This window comes from Neptuniibacter sp. QD48_55 (assembly GCF_047778115.1).
Classification (GTDB): domain Bacteria; phylum Pseudomonadota; class Gammaproteobacteria; order Pseudomonadales; family Balneatricaceae; genus Neptuniibacter.
This window is the reverse complement of the sequence record NZ_CP180555.1, coordinates 2,447,581-2,463,890: the sequence shown is the minus strand read 5'-3', so window position 1 is coordinate 2,463,890 and position 16,310 is coordinate 2,447,581. Positions and strand designations below refer to the sequence as shown.

At 40.7% G+C, this 16,310-nt stretch carries 16 protein-coding genes; 6 read left to right on the top strand and 10 right to left on the bottom strand.

Annotated elements, in window-relative coordinates:
- Positions 1–353: 353 nt before the first annotated feature.
- The 3 genes from ACMXYW_RS11375 to ACMXYW_RS11365 all read left to right on the top strand — a co-directional run bounded on the left by ACMXYW_RS11375 (position 354) and on the right by ACMXYW_RS11365 (position 3,570).
- The gene (locus ACMXYW_RS11375; RefSeq protein ID WP_415904128.1) at positions 354–1,382 is read left to right on the top strand and encodes a flagellar motor protein MotB; all 1,029 of its coding nucleotides are present in this window, start codon (positions 354–356) and stop codon (positions 1,380–1,382) included.
- A gap of 41 nt (positions 1,383–1,423) precedes the next feature.
- Positions 1,424–2,203 carry an alpha/beta hydrolase gene (locus ACMXYW_RS11370; protein WP_415904127.1) on the top strand — a complete coding sequence of 260 codons (780 nt, stop codon included), beginning with the start codon at positions 1,424–1,426 and terminating at the stop codon, positions 2,201–2,203.
- 143 nt (positions 2,204–2,346) lie between these two features.
- Positions 2,347–3,570: a GGDEF domain-containing protein gene (locus ACMXYW_RS11365; RefSeq protein ID WP_415904126.1), complete on the top strand. Its 1,224-nt coding sequence runs from the start codon at positions 2,347–2,349 to the stop codon at positions 3,568–3,570.
- 28 nt (positions 3,571–3,598) lie between these two features.
- On the opposite strand, the gene ACMXYW_RS11360 is transcribed toward ACMXYW_RS11365, so the two are convergent.
- The 6 genes from ACMXYW_RS11360 to ACMXYW_RS11335 all read right to left on the bottom strand — a co-directional run bounded on the left by ACMXYW_RS11360 (position 3,599) and on the right by ACMXYW_RS11335 (position 7,039).
- A complete protein-coding gene (locus tag ACMXYW_RS11360; RefSeq protein WP_415904125.1) occupies positions 3,599–3,931 on the bottom strand; it encodes a hypothetical protein in 333 nt (110 codons plus the stop codon).
- Positions 3,932–4,016: 85 nt separating this feature from the next.
- A complete protein-coding gene (locus tag ACMXYW_RS11355; protein ID WP_415904124.1) occupies positions 4,017–4,496 on the bottom strand; it encodes a DoxX family protein in 480 nt (159 codons plus the stop codon).
- 15 nt (positions 4,497–4,511) lie between these two features.
- Positions 4,512–5,294: a putative DNA-binding domain-containing protein gene (locus ACMXYW_RS11350; RefSeq protein ID WP_415904123.1), complete on the bottom strand. Its 783-nt coding sequence runs from the start codon at positions 5,292–5,294 to the stop codon at positions 4,512–4,514.
- Positions 5,284–6,195 (bottom strand): DUF692 domain-containing protein, encoded by a 912-nt coding sequence (locus tag ACMXYW_RS11345; RefSeq protein WP_415898773.1) that lies wholly within the window; start codon positions 6,193–6,195, stop codon positions 5,284–5,286. The genes ACMXYW_RS11350 and ACMXYW_RS11345 overlap by 11 nt, the downstream gene beginning before the upstream one ends.
- A gap of 27 nt (positions 6,196–6,222) precedes the next feature.
- Positions 6,223–6,510: a DUF2282 domain-containing protein gene (locus tag ACMXYW_RS11340; protein WP_415883922.1), complete on the bottom strand. Its 288-nt coding sequence runs from the start codon at positions 6,508–6,510 to the stop codon at positions 6,223–6,225.
- Between the two features lie 52 nt (positions 6,511–6,562).
- Positions 6,563–7,039, bottom strand: a complete 477-nt coding sequence (locus ACMXYW_RS11335) for a YHS domain-containing (seleno)protein (protein WP_415904122.1) — start codon at positions 7,037–7,039, stop codon at positions 6,563–6,565.
- A 519-nt stretch (positions 7,040–7,558) separates the two neighbouring features.
- On the opposite strand from ACMXYW_RS11335, the gene ACMXYW_RS11330 reads away from it, so the two are divergent.
- The gene (locus ACMXYW_RS11330) at positions 7,559–8,104 is read left to right on the top strand and encodes a TetR/AcrR family transcriptional regulator (protein WP_415898771.1); all 546 of its coding nucleotides are present in this window, start codon (positions 7,559–7,561) and stop codon (positions 8,102–8,104) included.
- Between the two features lie 65 nt (positions 8,105–8,169).
- Here the strand turns inward: ACMXYW_RS11330 and ACMXYW_RS11325 are convergent, their stop codons facing one another.
- The gene (locus ACMXYW_RS11325; RefSeq protein WP_415898770.1) at positions 8,170–8,592 is read right to left on the bottom strand and encodes a hypothetical protein; all 423 of its coding nucleotides are present in this window, start codon (positions 8,590–8,592) and stop codon (positions 8,170–8,172) included.
- A gap of 179 nt (positions 8,593–8,771) precedes the next feature.
- Positions 8,772–9,620, bottom strand: coding sequence for a substrate-binding periplasmic protein (locus tag ACMXYW_RS11320; protein ID WP_415904121.1), 849 nt, complete (start codon positions 9,618–9,620; stop codon positions 8,772–8,774).
- A gap of 219 nt (positions 9,621–9,839) precedes the next feature.
- Here ACMXYW_RS11320 and ACMXYW_RS11315 point away from each other — a divergent pair, with 219 nt between their 5' ends.
- Positions 9,840–12,305: a methyl-accepting chemotaxis protein gene (locus tag ACMXYW_RS11315; protein WP_415898768.1), complete on the top strand. Its 2,466-nt coding sequence runs from the start codon at positions 9,840–9,842 to the stop codon at positions 12,303–12,305.
- Between the two features lie 58 nt (positions 12,306–12,363).
- Positions 12,364–12,822 (top strand): CreA family protein, encoded by a 459-nt coding sequence (locus ACMXYW_RS11310; RefSeq protein ID WP_415898767.1) that lies wholly within the window; start codon positions 12,364–12,366, stop codon positions 12,820–12,822.
- 1 nt (position 12,823) lies between these two features.
- Here the strand turns inward: ACMXYW_RS11310 and ACMXYW_RS11305 are convergent, their stop codons facing one another.
- Both ACMXYW_RS11305 and ACMXYW_RS11300 read right to left on the bottom strand, forming a co-directional pair.
- Complete coding sequence (locus ACMXYW_RS11305) at positions 12,824–15,139, bottom strand: putative bifunctional diguanylate cyclase/phosphodiesterase (protein WP_415904120.1); 2,316 nt, start codon at positions 15,137–15,139, stop codon at positions 12,824–12,826.
- Positions 15,117–16,163, bottom strand: a complete 1,047-nt coding sequence (locus ACMXYW_RS11300) for a spermidine/putrescine ABC transporter substrate-binding protein (RefSeq protein WP_415898765.1) — start codon at positions 16,161–16,163, stop codon at positions 15,117–15,119. Before ACMXYW_RS11300 ends, ACMXYW_RS11305 begins: the two co-directional genes overlap by 23 nt.
- Positions 16,164–16,310: the final 147 nt, after the last annotated feature.

Below are 16,310 nucleotides of genomic sequence, written 5' to 3'. Positions count from 1 at the left end.
ATTTTCAGGTTTTGTTAGTTGGACGGAGTAGTTACATACCTGAGAGGGAGCTTTAAAAGCCCGTATATATTCGCGGAATACCTCTTTAAATTTTACTGTAGTGAGATAGTAAATATTAGCTAGAGCTAACCCAACGCTAATTGCACTTAATATAAAGTTGGCAGGGAAGTTTAATAAATAGAAGTAGATAAATAGCAGAAATGCATTAACAAGAACTGATATTAAAGAGAGAAATGCATTGGTCATAGAAATTGTTAGTTAATGAGTTAATTGTTTGAAAAATATACTTATGCTCAAGAGCAAATAGGGTACTATCCCTGCTTCATCGATGATAACACCGTAAAGGATTTTTTATGCGTAATGTCTTTAAGCGACTACTTATTCTAATGTCTAGCGCATTAATGGCTATGCAGGTGCAGGCTGCTGGGGTATCAGAAGTAATCTATTTTATTCAAGAAAACGGCGAAGATTATGTTAGCTATACCACCACGCGAACGCGTTATAGTAGCTACAATCTGTGGTTAAAGAAGCAAGAGGATGATGACGGCACAGAAGCAAAGGCGTTAGCTGATTACCTTTATATTTTCCCTAAAGAGTACCGTTGGAATACTAATAAAAAACCTTCCCATAATATTATCACTTTCAGTGGTGGTGATTTTGCGCTCATGAAAATGGGTAACTTCCGGGATGAAAAACAGTTAACGCTGGATGCTAACGGAACTTTCCAAATCAGCAATTGGGATGGCAAAACCAAGAATAAGAAAGGCCGCTTCGGTAAATGGAATACCGGTGGTTTTGATAAGGTCGCTATGGTGTTTGTGATGCCGCAAAACTTGGAGGTTGTGAGCCACAAAGCCAACCGTGAGGGGCAGTGGGTACAACGTAATAACAGCCTCGCCTTCTACGCTGACTCTGTAAATGATCTTGTATTTGATCTGCAATATCGCCACAAAAACCAAAAGTCTTTCACTAACCTGAAACAGGAATTGGAAGGTGTCGAGGTCGCTCAAACAACTGCTGGTGTTAAGCTAACTTTGGGCTCTCAAGTGCTTTTCGCATCTGGCAGCAGCGAACTTTCCGCAAAAGGTGTCGGATTGATCGAAAAATTGGCAGCCGCGATTAAACAAGATCAAAATAAAATTGTTGTTGCCGGGCATACTGATAATGTTCAGGTGAAAGGGGCACTAACGGCTAAGTACCCAACAAATTGGGAGCTTTCTTCTGCAAGAGCGTTGAGTGTATTGCATAAGCTTGTAGAGCTCGGAGTTGCTCAAGAGCGTCTACAGGCTCGAGCGTTTGCGGATCAACAGCCTGTTGCTGATAACAGCACTGTTGAGGGCCGTGCTAAAAACCGCCGTATTGAAGTGTTGCTAGTTGAATAAACCAAGTTAAGTTTTTCAGGGCGCATTGCGAATTTTTGACTATGAAAAAAGCAGTCTTCAAATTTATATTTTTAGCTGGTTTTGGCTACCTACTGCTTTGCGCCTTTCTTTACTTTAATCAAGATAACCTCTTGTATTTTCCACAAGAACGCAAAGAAACTAGGGAAGAGCATACTTTGCTGATTCCTACGGAAGTGGGAAATACAGTCGTAACTATTCAAACTAGGAACACTGGTAAAGCTCTGATCTATTTCGGTGGAAATGCTGAAGATGTCTCGCAACGCTTAGCCAAGTTTAAGCAAACTTTTCCAGAACACTCATTATACCTAATGCATTATCGAGGCTATGGTAGTGATGGAACTCCGCGTGAAGAAGCAATCTATCAAGACGCACTGGCTTTGTACCAACAAGTGGCTAAAGATAACGCTGAAATTGTACTGATGGGGCGAAGTTTGGGAACGGGTATCGCTACTCGATTAGCAGCTGAAAAAAAAGTTCAGCAGTTAATTTTGATAACGCCTTATAGCAGTATTGAAGATGTAGCGAGTGAGCGTTATTGGGGCATTCCAGTATCGCTGTTATTAAAAGATAAATACTTATCTTGGCAATATGCACCTAGGGTAAAAGCGACTACAGCTATTCTCCTTGCAGGTAGAGATACAGTGATCTCTAAAACGAGTTCGATGAAATTATTTAATAGTTTCCGAAATGATTTAGCGACTATTTACAAGTTTGAAACTGCAGGGCATAACAGTATCTCTTCTGAGTCTAGCTACTACCCCTTGTTAAATAAGCTATGTCGTAGCCGCAGCGTTAATTGACGAAGTGGCCATTTAAAATTAATTATTGTTTCTCCTTGGGGCTTAGAATGACAGAGCACTACTTGCTGGATAGACTATAATGATCGTCTAAATAGCACATATTCAAGATCCCATTGTTGAGTATCTGTAGAGGGCACTTGTTAATGGAAAGTAATAGTTTTGTAGCGTCCCTGTTTGCGGCTTTGCAATCTAAACTTGCCAGAAAGATAGCCTTCTTTGTTTTCTTATCTCTTCTTGTTATAGAAATTCTTGTACTCGTCCCGTCCTACCTTAAACGTGAAAGTGAGCTGGTTTATAAACAAGAAAAACTAGCTGATCTTGTTGTCAAAAATATTTTCTCACATCGCTCTATCCCCTTTGAACTACAGTCCATTGAACAGCTTAATGCTTCACTTTCTATGGATAATATTCTGGGCTTTTTACTTAAGGAAAATAATCAGGTTATATCTCGCTTAGGTAAGGTCGAGGGGGAATGGAATGAAACTGATTCTAAAGCTGGCCTAGATAGGTTCTATCATAAAGAAGATGAAAGATTAGATCTTAAATGGGTATTAAGTGTTCCGGAGGTAGGTGATCGTCAGATCACGATGCAGTTAGATGTAAGTTTTATTGATACTGAGTTACAGATGTATGTGGTACGTATTGCGGGGCTAGTGTTGATTATTTCTGCTTTCGTCACCTTGAGTACGATGGCTGTTTTGTGGTGGCTTGTCTTGAACCCAATATTAAAACTGGAGGATCAACTTAAAATTTTTTCGAGTTTGGAAAAGCCTGTAGATGATGTTTCCCCTTTTTCTGTTAGGAATGATGAGATTGGGGGGCTATTTATTGAATTTGGAAAAATGCGACATCGGATATTGGAGGCAACCAATGAGATTAGTAAATTAGCGGTCACTGACCAATTGACGGGGTTGCACAATAGAAGAAAGTTGGATGATGCAATGCTTTTGGAGATAGAGCGTGTGAAGCGCTACCAAAAGCCATTATCTGTGATTATGTGTGATCTGGACCATTTCAAAATTATCAATGACACGTATGGGCATAAAACAGGAGATGATGTCATTGTTGCTACCGCTCATTTGATTAAAAAGGGAGTACGTGCGAGTGATATTGTGGGGCGTTGGGGTGGGGAGGAATTTCTTATTATCTGTCCTCATTCGGATCAAAAAGGGGCTACGGTTCTAGCAGAAAAGATCAGACTAGACATAGGATCATTTGAAGGTGAATCGAATTTAGTTATTACAGCAAGCTTTGGTGTTGCCGAATATATTTCCGGTGAGGATGCCGAAGCAATTTTATGCCGAGCGGATAAAGCCTTATATGTCGCCAAATCAGAAGGCCGAAATCAGGTTCGAGTAGATACATAGTTAGCTCTGACAAATTGAAATTACAGGTCTATTTGTAAACCTCGGCGAGAGTCGGTCTTTCATTCCTTGGGTATTCAAAAATAGAGAGTGAATTACCGTATTTTTCTTTTAGCTTTTCGACCAACTCTAGATCGGTCATTAAAGAACAGCTGCTCTTTACATCATCAGCGTTTCTAAAGTGGCGCCATCCATTTGTACTGAAAGAAGCGATGATCTCCAGACCATTTTTAATAACTAACTTTTGCCCAACATTTATTTGTAAATCCCGTAGCCTTTGCTGTTGATTTGGAGTCATTATAGCCAGCTTACTGCTGTCGAAAGGGGCTACACTTTTAAAGTTACTCCTACGGTCTATCGGCATAATTTTTTACCTGTCTAATGGGTTTGTTTTGGGTAGGGATATAAGAGGAAGCCTGAGAATAGGCTTCCTCTGAGCCTAGCCAGTTCTAAGTGAGTATTTTTTTATTTAGGTGCATTTTCGGGTTAATTCTTTGGGCCACATTATCGAGTGCAATAGGGCCGGAACCGTAAATGATGATGTGAGTTAGAAGAAGGCCCCAAATGTAGTGCAAATAAAGTGCTGCTGGTGCTATTTCGATAAGGCTAATGACAGCGACAAGGTTTACGATAAATAGCCCTATGGCTGCTAAGCGAGTTAATAATCCTGTAAATAAGAAGATGGGAAGGGTTAGCTCACTCATGGTTCCAAGTACAGCAGCTAGTTCAAATGACAGGAAGGGGACTTGATACTCCTCTTCAAAAAGAAATAGCGTAGTGTCCCAATCCTGTATTTTGGTTAAACCCGCATTGAAAAATACTTGGGCTATGTAAAACCTAGCCAATATAGATGCCACAATATGAGCTTTATTGAGTACTTTTTCGTGGTCTAAATAATTTTGGTATGTGCTTCTAATCCAGTGAATCATTATGAGCTCCTTATCTTATCGCTTGCAGAGTTTTTTTAGCCATTGTTGTTCAATGGCTTCAGATAACCATTGGCTAAAGTCAAACTGATGGAATTGCCCTAGAAGGTCAGAAAGGCTGTGGCCAGCTTGTATGGCTGAGAACCATCGATACTCTGCTTCAGAGATTGATTTGATGCAGGGAAGATGGTCTCTTTGGTAGATCACAAACCAGTACGGTTTATCTTGAGGTATGAGAACAGTTAATAGGTTTTCACTGTTAAGTAAGTCTTTATTTCTGCTTGGCTGATGCAGTCGCCAAAGCTCATCAACTCTAATGGCACTTGTTAGCAGGTTTATATGTTCTCCTAGTTGGATATAAACCGTGCCTAAATCAGTGTCGGAAAGGTGAGAAAGAGAAGCAATATCCAAATGTGTCGCTGTACTTCTTGCCGCTTGCTTTAAATGCCATTCAAGCTTTGCGGTTGCTTCCAAATAAGGATGGTCTTGTTGTAAAGGGCCTTTCTTTATTAGAGCTGGTAAGCTTTTACCATAGTCTGCCCAGTCACCGCTGTTAGGTAGCTCTATCTCTAGAAGCTGCTGAGTTAAAAGCCCCATGGTCTTAGGCCCCAGCATTTTCGCAATGACTGGATAGTTTAGAGACAGCGCTCTAGTTGCGGTAACTAACAAGTTGTTTCTATAGATTTTGATTCCTTGTTCCGCAGGGTGGAATAGATGTTCGGTAGAAGAGTGAATGCCACTGAATATCATATTCATAAGTGCTGCTTGGCGGTTATCTAAAGCAGTGCGTTCAGATGGCATGTGCCAACTCCTCTGTTGGAAGAGTTAAGTTTTGCATGACTGATTTTGCGTATTCTGCTTGTTGTAATAGTTTTTGCCAGGAGGGTAGATCGTTATCCCATTCAATAAGGGTCGTAACGGGACCAGTTAATTGTAATGTGCTGTGGTACAACGCCCAACATTCGTCTGATACAGGTTGGCTGTGATCATCAATAATCAATTCACCCTGCGTCACAGGCGCATAACCTGCTAGGTGTATTTCAGCTACGGCGTTTATGGGAATTTTATCTATCCAGTCTTTAGCATTGGTTAAAGCGGGCTGTTCACTGAAATTATGAGCATTAACAAGTAAGTTATTCAGGTCGAGTAACAACCCACAATCGGTCAAGTGTACTAATTGTGAGAGAAACTCCGTTTCGCTCATTTGTGAATGGGGAAAAGTAATATATGCGGACAAGTTCTCTACTAGAATTTGTCGACCGAGTAATTGTTGAACTTGGTCAATATTCTCCGCCATAACCTTTAGGCTTGCTTGCGTAAATTCAAGCGGTAAAAGATCTCCTGCGTGCACTGATTTCCCATTTAAATGGCTCCAAGTAAAGCAAGCGTGATCAGAGATTAAAATGGGGTGAATCTGCTGTGACAGGCGCTTTAAGCGCAGCAGATACTCTCTGTTTATCCCAATTGCTGAACCTAGACCCATCGATGTAGAGTGCAAACTAATTGGATACTGTTGAGCAATATCGTTTAATAGTTCAGGGATAATGCCGCCTTCGGCAAAGAAGTTTTCGGCATGCAGTTCTACAAAATCAATGGACGATGTTCCCAGTAATGCCTCCTTATAATGCTGGTGGCGTAAACCCACACCGATCATCGCTTTACAGGTTTTTTTGGTAAATTTATCCGTGTAGAGGCAGGACATCTTTGTTCTCCTAATGAGCGTATTTCATTACGATTTTTGCTGTTCGGCGTAACGTTTTTTAGCTTCAGCTTTCAGTAGGCCTCCCATCTCTTTACAAGTACCTTTTGCGACAAGTTTCCATTCGCCTGGGTCGTTATCGGTTTTGGACTGGCCTGCACATGAATGTGTGCCGGCTAAATTGCCACAATCATTTTGGCCCGCAAGTGCAACGCCGTAGCACTTTTCTTTACCTGCTGCGTGAGCAGAGGGAAGGGTTGCAATGGTTGAAAGAGCGACTGCTAGAGCGGTTGTTGCTACATGTTGTTTATTGTTCATTTTGGTTTTCTCCAGTTCCTTTGAACTCATGTAAATATGGGGGCACTGTTAATTATTCTTCTGCGTTTGCTTGAGCGATTGTTAGGTCTTCAATGCCACGCCAAATGCGATCTGCAGTTTTTAGATGACCTGGAATATCAGTCACCCATTTTTTCTGCACATCTTTATTTAAATTGAGGTAAAGCTTGTGGTCCTTGATATAGAAAGCACTTGGGTCTACGTCTAGCTTCTTGTTAAGTGCTACACCCATTGCACAGTAACCACCAAATTGTGGAGCGTATTTATCTGCATTGGCTTTAAATAGATCGCGGTTTGATGCATTACTGAAACGATAGATCGCCCCTTCATGCGTTGCGGTGAATTTAGCTGAGCCTTCAATCGCTTGGTTTTGTGTGAAATACGCAACTGGGTCGTAACCTTTGATCGCTAAATCGTTGGTTCCAATATTGATTGCTTGAGCAAAGCTCATACTGCTCATTAATAGTGCGCCCGCTGTAGCAGCCATTTTCAGTTTTTTTGTAAATTTCATTTGGTTTTCCTCTATCAGCATTAAATGAACCTCAACGAATTTTGGTTCTAACTGAATGATGGGTTTTGAGAGAAGGTTAGGACTGACAGGCAGACAGTAAGCCGCTAGCAGTCCTGTAAATGGAGTTGATGCTCCAAAACTTGGTTGGGGTACTGATTTACGAAATTCTGCTTTTGCAATAGGAGAGATTAAGGCACTGCATATCAAGCTGAAGGTCATTGCCTTGTTTAGCCGAGATTCAACAAATTTAGATAATGTGCTGACTGAAGATAAGTTAAATCCGCAGAATAGAGTTGAAACAACCTGATTCATAAATCCCTCCCTAAAGTGGTAGAATGGTTTGTCTACTCAATAAAATAGACAGGTCGGTCTACTTGTGTCAATCGTTTTTTATAAATTAATTTTCAAAAAGTAGAAGGAGCATTCAGCTAGACGCATAAACTCAGTTGGTTTTTTTATTAGAAGTAGACAAATCGTACTACTTTTGCCAAGATGGAATGGCTTTGATAGGAGATAACAATGAGTCAAAAGAGGCAGTTACTGATTGATACTGCGTTAAAGCTTTTTTACAGAAATGGCATTAATTCCATCGGTATAAATGAAATTTTAAAGTCGTCAGGGGTTGCTAAACGTACCCTTTATAATCATTTCGAAAGTAAAGATGCATTGGTGTTGGCAGCCTTGGAGCAGAGGCATGACAACTTTATGGCTTGGTTAGAGAAAAAGCTGGTTGGTACTCAATCTGAAACAGATGTAATTGAAGCTGTGTTTAATGCGTTAAATGGTTGGTTTAAGGGCTTGGAAGCAGAACTAGGAGATTTTCGAGGCTGCTTTTTTATTAATACTTCAGCCGAGTTTAGTGATGTTGAATGTGAAATATCTCAATACTGTGGCTACCACAAACAAGAGGTTAGAAATTTAATCCAGAAGTATTTAGGGAAGGGGAATCCTGATCTTTTGGATGCAATTTGTATTATGCAAGAAGGGGCTATTACGATGGCCTATATGACAGGTAATTGCGACGAAATTACTGATAAAAGCATCGAAATTCTTAAAAAGATCTAATGTCGAATTTTATTTTTAAGCAGTTGCTGTTGCATGTAAACCATTCTTAATTTGTAAACTAAAAATTATACATGGTCATCAATAAATCGTAGTTGATGGCCATGAACCCTTTCGAAAAGTTCTGCTTTTGTAGGGCCTGCACCTAGAGGGTAATTGGTAATGGAAAGCGCTTTTCCATACTTTTTTGTCAATTCCGCGATAATTTGGGTATCAGATAAATTTGAGTAGTTTTCATTGAAGTCACTACTCTTAGCAAAATACCGCCAACCGTTTTCGGCAAAAGAAGCAATGAGCTTTCCTTGATGTTCTATGACGGTTGATTGTGGGATCGTTGCTTGTTCATAAAGTATCTTTTGCTCCTCTTCCGTGCTCAAAATTTGTAGTTCTTTCGGATCAAATACTGAATGAATTTGGTTTAACTCAACTTTGTTTGAGTCTATTTTATAACTATTAGCTTGATTAATAGGGTAATTCGATGGGACTTTCATCTGCGCTTATCCTTGTTGCTGTATACCCAAGTGGGGCACGAGCCACATAGAGTAGCGTTGTTGCTAGAAGTTATTTACACCATAAGTCCATAAAAAAGCGACGTTACTCCAAAGTTAAAGTATGGAATCCACTGCGAGGTGTGGAGCTAATTAGAAAGTTCCCCTTTGGTTCGGGCTACTCAATCCTTCTTTGTAGCTTGCTTGAAATACTGGTCATAAAGCTTTTGTGTGTAACCCTCTTGTTTCAGTTGATCCAATGCTTGGTAAAACTGATAAGCGACTGAGTCTTTGTCCACTATGGTGTAAAAGTTCTTAATACTGATTTCGTCATCAGGTGAAAAGTTAGGGTTTGGATATTCAGAAAAGAGTTTGGACTTGCGGGAGAATCCCATATTCATCGGAATAAAAGCTTGGTTGATCGCATTGTGGTGGATCTTTATCCCGATATCTTCATATCTATCTAAGTAATTTACTTTCTTATAGTGATCTACGATCTCGATATCAGCAATGTAAAAGTCACCTCTACCTGTTTTGAGTGCTTCGATGACCTTTTCCATGGATAGCTTGCCCATCTGAGAAATGGTCAACTTAGGGTAGATTTGGTTCCATTCCAGCTTACTGCTTGAGAGTTCAACAATAAGCCGTCCTTCAATCCCATCCATGGATTTTATTTCAGGTCGATTATCTAGGGATATGAGTACCTCTTTTGTTTGCAGTCCATTTGGAAGATAGAAAATATAGCCTGTTCTCTTTTGTGAGAAAGAGGAACCGGGATAGAAATCGACTGTTCCCCTCGAGAGCTCAAAATGAAGCCGCTTTTTGGGGATTCTGACAACAACTAGCTCATAGCCGATACGTTCCGCTGCTTTTTCAAAGAGGTCTAAATAAAGCCCTGAATTATCCCCGTTGCTTCCAATTAAAGGAGGTTTAGCAATCGCTTTGTAGCCCATAATGATAGTTTTCTCATTAGCGTTAGCTATGGGTGACAGTGCGAATAACAGGAGAAACAGCGATAGAAAATACTTCATATTTTTCTCTGAGTTTAAGCCGAAGGTCAGCTTTCTGAAAAGCTGAAACTACTTCCAGTATAGCTAACATTATTTTTTGCGAAGCGTAAATGGGTCGTTCTCCCCCTTGGTTTATACCCTTGCATTTTGTCCGTTAATAATTGCGCCAAATTGGTGCAGTATACTTGCGTTATTAAGTGTAATTTTTTGTAGTTAATGACCTAAAAGGCAAGCCTTGAGATGAGTAAGACATCGTTCTTCGACGGTATGAATATTAGTAAAAAGCTGAGAATCAACTTTTTGTTAATTGGGTTGATTCCATTTGCCGTATTGGCTTTGATCGCTATCTATAAAGCGAGTAGCTCCTTATCGGAGCAAAGTTACCAACAGTTAGATGCCGTGCGCGGTATTAAAACTAAACAAATCGAAAATTTTTTTGAAGTGAGTAAGCGCGATGTCATTGGGCTCTCTAATGTTGTCGCTACCTTTATCAAAACTGATTCATTGTCCGACGTTCTTTTGGAGGTCAATGTTGAGGGTAAAAACTTATTTTCAAAATACTTAGATAGCTATGGTTACTATGACCTGTTCTTGATTGAGCCTGATGGCTTTATCTCTTATACCGTGGCTTTAGAAGCGGATTATCAAACCAACTTAATGTCTGGGCAGTACAAAGATTCCAACTTAGGCGATCTTTTTAGAAAGGTAGTTGAGACTGAATCATACGCGATAGTTGATTTTGAGCCTTATGCACCGAGTAATGGTGCGCCTGCTGGGTTTATTGGAGCGCCAGTGTTTAATGATGCTGGAGAGTTGATACAAGTTGTTGCTTTACAAATTCCTCTTGATCCTATCAATAAGATCATGGGAATCCGCGAAGGTATGGGTGAGAGTGGAGAGTCCTATCTGGTGGGATCTGACTACCTCATGCGTTCTGATTCCTACCTGGATCCGGTAAATCATTCAGTAGAAGCATCTTTTGCAAATCCTAAAAAAGGGAGCGTCAAAACGGAAGCGGTTAAGGATGCATTGAGTGGCCAAACAGGCAGTCGTTTAATCGTCGATTACAACGGTAACCCAGTATTGTCGTCATTCACACGTTTAGATCTTGATGGGGTTCATTGGGCTCTATTAGTTGAAATAGATGAAGCCGAAGCCTTTGCTGCAGTCTCAACGCTAAAACTCTGGATAGCGATCATTGGTGTTCTCGGCGCTACCGCGATTATCGTCCTTGCTTGGAAAATCTCTGCAGGTATTACACGACCAATCCAACTCTTATCGAAAACCATTTCGGATGTTGAAGAAAAAGGTGATTTTTCAGCTCGATTACCCGTGAATTCGCAAGATGAAATTGGTCAGGCAAGCCTTGCCGTAAATACTTTATTGGAGATGACTCAACAAGCGTTAGCAGATACTAAGCAAGTTATGAGTCAGATGGCTGAGGGTAACTTTTCAATGCGGGTTAAGCGTAATTTGAAAGGTGATCTAGCCGATCTCAAAACAGCGATTAATCAGAGTGCCGATCAAACTGAAGCAAGTATGCACGCGATTGGTCAGTTGATGGAGCAACTCTCTGCGGGTGAATTTGATAGCCAGATCGATACTAAACTACCGGGCCAATATCAGGTCATGTTGACTATTACTCAGGATGCTATGGCAAATATTGGTAGTGCGGTAGCGAGTGTGAATAACATCATGGCTGCGATGGCTAAGGGGAATTTCGATGGCCGTATTAATGATGTTCTTCCAGGGCAATTAAATACGCTTAAAGAAAATCTGAATGATTCTTTAGAAACGATCAGTGCTGCTACCGCTGAGGTGGTCCGAGTTTCAGATCTTCAAGCACAAGGTAATTTAGTTGCCAGGGTTCAAGGAAAGTACTCAGGCCGATTTGAAGAGTTGCAGGCGTCTATTAACTTCGGTCAGCAAAGTATGGGGACGCTCGTTAAAGAGGTAAGAAACGCTGTGCTCGATGTCTCTGGGGCTACTAAAGAAATTTCGCTAGGTAACCATGATCTTTCAGAGCGCACTCAGCAACAAGCTGCTGCTTTGGAAGAAAGTAGTGCATGTATGGAGAAGATCAGCATTGCAGGACGCAGTACAGCAGGTGATGCTCAAAAGGCCAAGCAAGTGACTGATCAAGCTCAGGATTTATCTCAGCAAGGTACTGAGGTGATGGCTCGTGCTATCGATGCAATGACAGAAATTAAAGACTCCAGCAAACGCATCAACGAGATTACCGGTTTAATTGATAGCATCGCTTTCCAAACCAACTTATTAGCGCTTAATGCAGCGGTAGAAGCTGCTAGGGCAGGTGAACAAGGTCGCGGCTTTGCGGTTGTAGCGAGCGAAGTTCGTCAACTATCGCAACGCTCAGCTCAAGCGGCCAATGATATTAAAAAGTTGATTGCTGACACCGAGGAAAGGATTGAAGAGGGATCTGATCAAGTACAACTTTCTTCTGAATCTTTACAAGGTATTACCGAGAGTATTCAGCAAATGTCACAATTGGTAGGTCAGATCTCAGCCACCAGTAAAAATCAGGCCGACAGTATCGATTCAGTTAGTGGTTCTATCATCTCTATCGACAATTCAACTCAGCAAAATGCGGCATTGGTTGAAGAGGTTTCTGCTGCTGCCGAATCGATGCATGATCAAGCAAATCGTTTAAATGAATTGATGACACGTTTTACCACGGAAGATTAAGGCTGTTTTCAGAAAAATCATGCAAACTTAGCGGGCGTAAATTTATTTAGGGATGAAAATGAAAAAACTATTATTGGTTGCAGCGCTGTTAGGTTTGTCTGCTTGTAGTGATGAGCAGGAAGTTGGGGATGTATCGCTTGGAGTTTTAACTACTAAGGATATTAAGATCAGTGTATTGGTTGACCCAATAGTAACAGGCGTTACTTGTCATGTGGCAAGTATCGAAGCAGACTTGGACTTTGCTGATCCAAGTGATTCGTCCATTGCCTGCCGTCGCACAGGGATTATTAATAAAGCGATGCTTGAGAAGATCGATAAATCTAAATCAGGTGAAGTGGTTTTTAAACAGTCGAAAAGTATCTTCTTTAAATCGATGAAAATCCGCCGTATCTACGACCCTAAATCGCAAACCTTAATGTATGTCTCCTACTCCACCAAGGAAACATCGGGTAGTTATAAGCACAGCTTGTCTACTGTACCTCTTTGGGGAACAGAGGCGTATCAGAAAACCAAGTAAATTAGCTGTTTTGGTACTCTGTAAACCATTGTTCTAGGTCGCTAATCGGCATTGGTTTTGCGATGTAATAGCCTTGCTGGAAGTCACAGCCTGCTTCAATAAGTAGGTTGTGCTGTTCTTCTGTCTCGACCCCTTCTGCAACTACCGTAATCTCTTGGAAGTGGCATAGGTCTACCAAGCCTTTTGCCAGTGTTTGTTTCTCGGGTAGGGTGATTCTATTTACCAGCTCGCGGTCAAATTTGATGATATCCACTGGATAATCAACCATCTGCATCAGGCTGGTATAGCCCGTACCGAAATCATCGATGGCGATTTGGAAGCCTAATTTTTGTAGCTCACTCAACCAACCTAAGGCATTCTGTTCTTGGTTTAAGGCGAAAGTTTCTGTGATCTCTAAAATAATTTTATTCAGCGGGATCTGCGTATTTGTACTCAGCTTTTTTAGTGTTTTTATAAAACGTTCCGACCCTATTTCCGCGGAAGATATATTTATAGAAAGCTCAAACTGTTCTCCGAACAGTTCACCTAATTCGGGAAGGTCATTGAGGGCTTTACAGGCTACCCAGAGATCAATCTTTTCAAAAATACCTGTACTTTCCGCAATTGGAATAAATAGGTCAGGTGGGACAAAACCGAGTTCTTTTGAGTGCCAACGTAATAGGGCTTCACATCCTTTGATCGAGCCATCTTGGTTGATGATTGGCATATAGTTGAGAGTAAACTCTTTGTCGGGATTTAAGTTCTTTAACTTAGTTTCAATCTCTTTTCTTTGACGGTCACGTTTAGCCAGCTCTTTTGAATAGACCGCTTGTTTGTTTTTACCGGATTTCTTGGCTTGATACATAGCTAAATCAGCATTGGAGATTAGCTGGGATAATGTATGGCCGTCCTGTGGGTAAGTTGCTAAGCCGATGCTGGCAGTAACTGGAAAGTGCCCTAATTCAAAGTGATAACCGTCGGCGAATAGGTGCAGGATCTTCTCGCATAGTTTCAGTGCTTGTTCGGTTGATACATTTGGCAGCAGAACTATAAATTCATCGCCAGATAGGCGAAATGCTTGAGGAAGCTCCGCGTCGAATTTTTTTGCGGTAATGTTGATAATGTTATTTAAACGCAGGGCTACGGCTTGGAGTAATTTATCCCCCACCTCATGGCCGTACTTATCATTTACAAATTTAAAGTTATCTAAGTCTAGATAGATCAAGCTTATAACACTTTCGCTTTTTTCGGCTTCCGCTATTTGATGAGATGCTGTCTCGTAAAAAGCTGCGCGGTTGGGTAGCTGAGTCAGTGCATCTGTTCGAGATTGCTGGTGGCTTTTTTGATAAGACTGATGCAGTTGTTCATAGAGATTGTGGAACTTTCGGCCGAGTCGACCGATTTCATCATCAGATTGTGGGGCATCAATATTTTGTCTTTCATGCGTCGTGATCTCCGTGAGCTGTTGATCCAGTTGAGATATTGGCGCAGTGATAAATTTACGGATCAACAGTTGCAACAGAGTGAAGGTAATTAGTGATCCTAAAATTACAATAAATAGTAAGCGTTGTTTAAGGTTGGCTAGTAGATTACCCAAATAAGAAGGTGAGGGTGTTATACCTAAATAATAATTCGATTTGAGCTGAATATTTGCATACAGCTTATTGGCTTGAGGTTGATTGTACTTATCGGTAAATACAACGATCGCTTGGAACTCTTGTTGTACTTCTTTTAATAAAGTATCAAAGGCGCTGGGCTTTGCAGCAATGATGACTTTATATGTGTCTTCCAGTTGCACGATCAACGGGGTAGTGAGAGTGCGTGAATCGATCGCAATTCCCTGTTGCATAATGGTGCCATGCGATTGAAAGTGGTGTTCCCAAATATTTAGTTTCTTTTCTTCTTGAATATTTTCGGCTAAACGAAGTTGTTCATCTCGAATGGTAGAAAAAGGATCAGTGCTGTTTTCTATGTAAAAAAGAACATCATCATTTTCATCTAAAACAGCTAGGGAAATGAATTCGGTTAAATTATTGAAATAGCGCTCGATCGCTGATTCTAAGTTATTCGTTAGCATTCGATCCCGGTAAATATTGCTGGTGTCTCGAATAAAGTTTTCTAGGGTTTCCCCTTCAAGTAAAGAAACAAGATAAGCATCTAGAAAACGATCATAGGTCGAGAATTCAGAGTGCAGCGCGCTTAAGCGAAGATTGAGTTTGTGTTGCTCTAATTTTTGAATAGATTGGCTTTGTTGTTCGTACGCAACCAAGGCGGCTAGCGCATAGCTGACAAAAATAATCGGAAGTATGAGAAAGCTAGCGCGTTTGTTTAGATTCATGAATATTAACTATAGCATTCGTGATTCGTAGACGTTGTTTGATGTTCTCATTACTTAGCTTTTTGTAGAGTTCACTTTTGTTTTGGATCGCTTGGCTAGGGAAAACTTCAGGGTTATTTCTAAACTCTTCTGATAATTCTTTCAGTGCTGCCTCATTCGGGGTTGCGTAGTGAAGACGTTCAGCATTTTTGGCAGCAACTTTAGGTTGGTTTAAATACTCGATGAAATTTAGTGCTGTTTCGACATTTGTAGAGTTAGAAGGTATCGCCAAACAGTCGACCCACAACACTGTACCTTCTTCAGGGACAACGTATTTCCAAAGCCCCTCTTGACCAACTTTTTCATTCATTGCTAATTGATCACCGCCATATCCCACAGCCATATATAGTTGATCCGCTTTAGGTGAAGATTCTATAAATGTAATGGGATAGTCGTATGTCAAAACATAATCAACTTGCTGTTTTAAGCTGTTAAATGTTTTCTTTAATGTTTCTAAATTGTCAGTATTAAGAGGATCACCATTCATGAAGAGGACTGGAGCTAAGAGATCGGTATAGTCATTAAGCATACCTATATGACCTTTGAGGTCCTCTGAAGGCTGAATTATCTCTTTCCACGAGCGTGGTGGAGTTACCTTATCTGAACGGTAAATAATGCCGAATGTTCCCCAAAAGTAGGGGACTGCATATTTTCCACAACGTTCTCGCCAAAAACTCCCCATCAGCTCAATACTAGGTAAATTTTGTTCGTTAATTTCTACAAATCGTCCTTCTTCTCCAAAGCGCTCTGCAACGATTTCATCAACAACTGCTATATCAATATTGTGCTGATTTGCTTCTAGTAGGAGTGCATCACGTTTTTCATCGCTATCAAACTTGATTACCTCAACAGTATGACCCGTGCTGCTTTCCCACTCTTGTTCTACTTGGGGGTCGAGATAAGCATCCCAGTTGAGCATTTGAATAGTTTCAGCTTTGAGCTGAAGAGGGAGGAGTAATAGTAAAAAATACCAATAACGTCGCATACCAGACTCTCATTATTATTATTTTTGATCGGGCTCAATTAGCATTATCTTTTTTATAGCAGCCTTCGAGCGCTATTGATAGAGGCTTATTCGGAGTTTGGAATATTAAGAATTAGAGATAAGGGAATGGAGTGCGAAGAGTGGTAA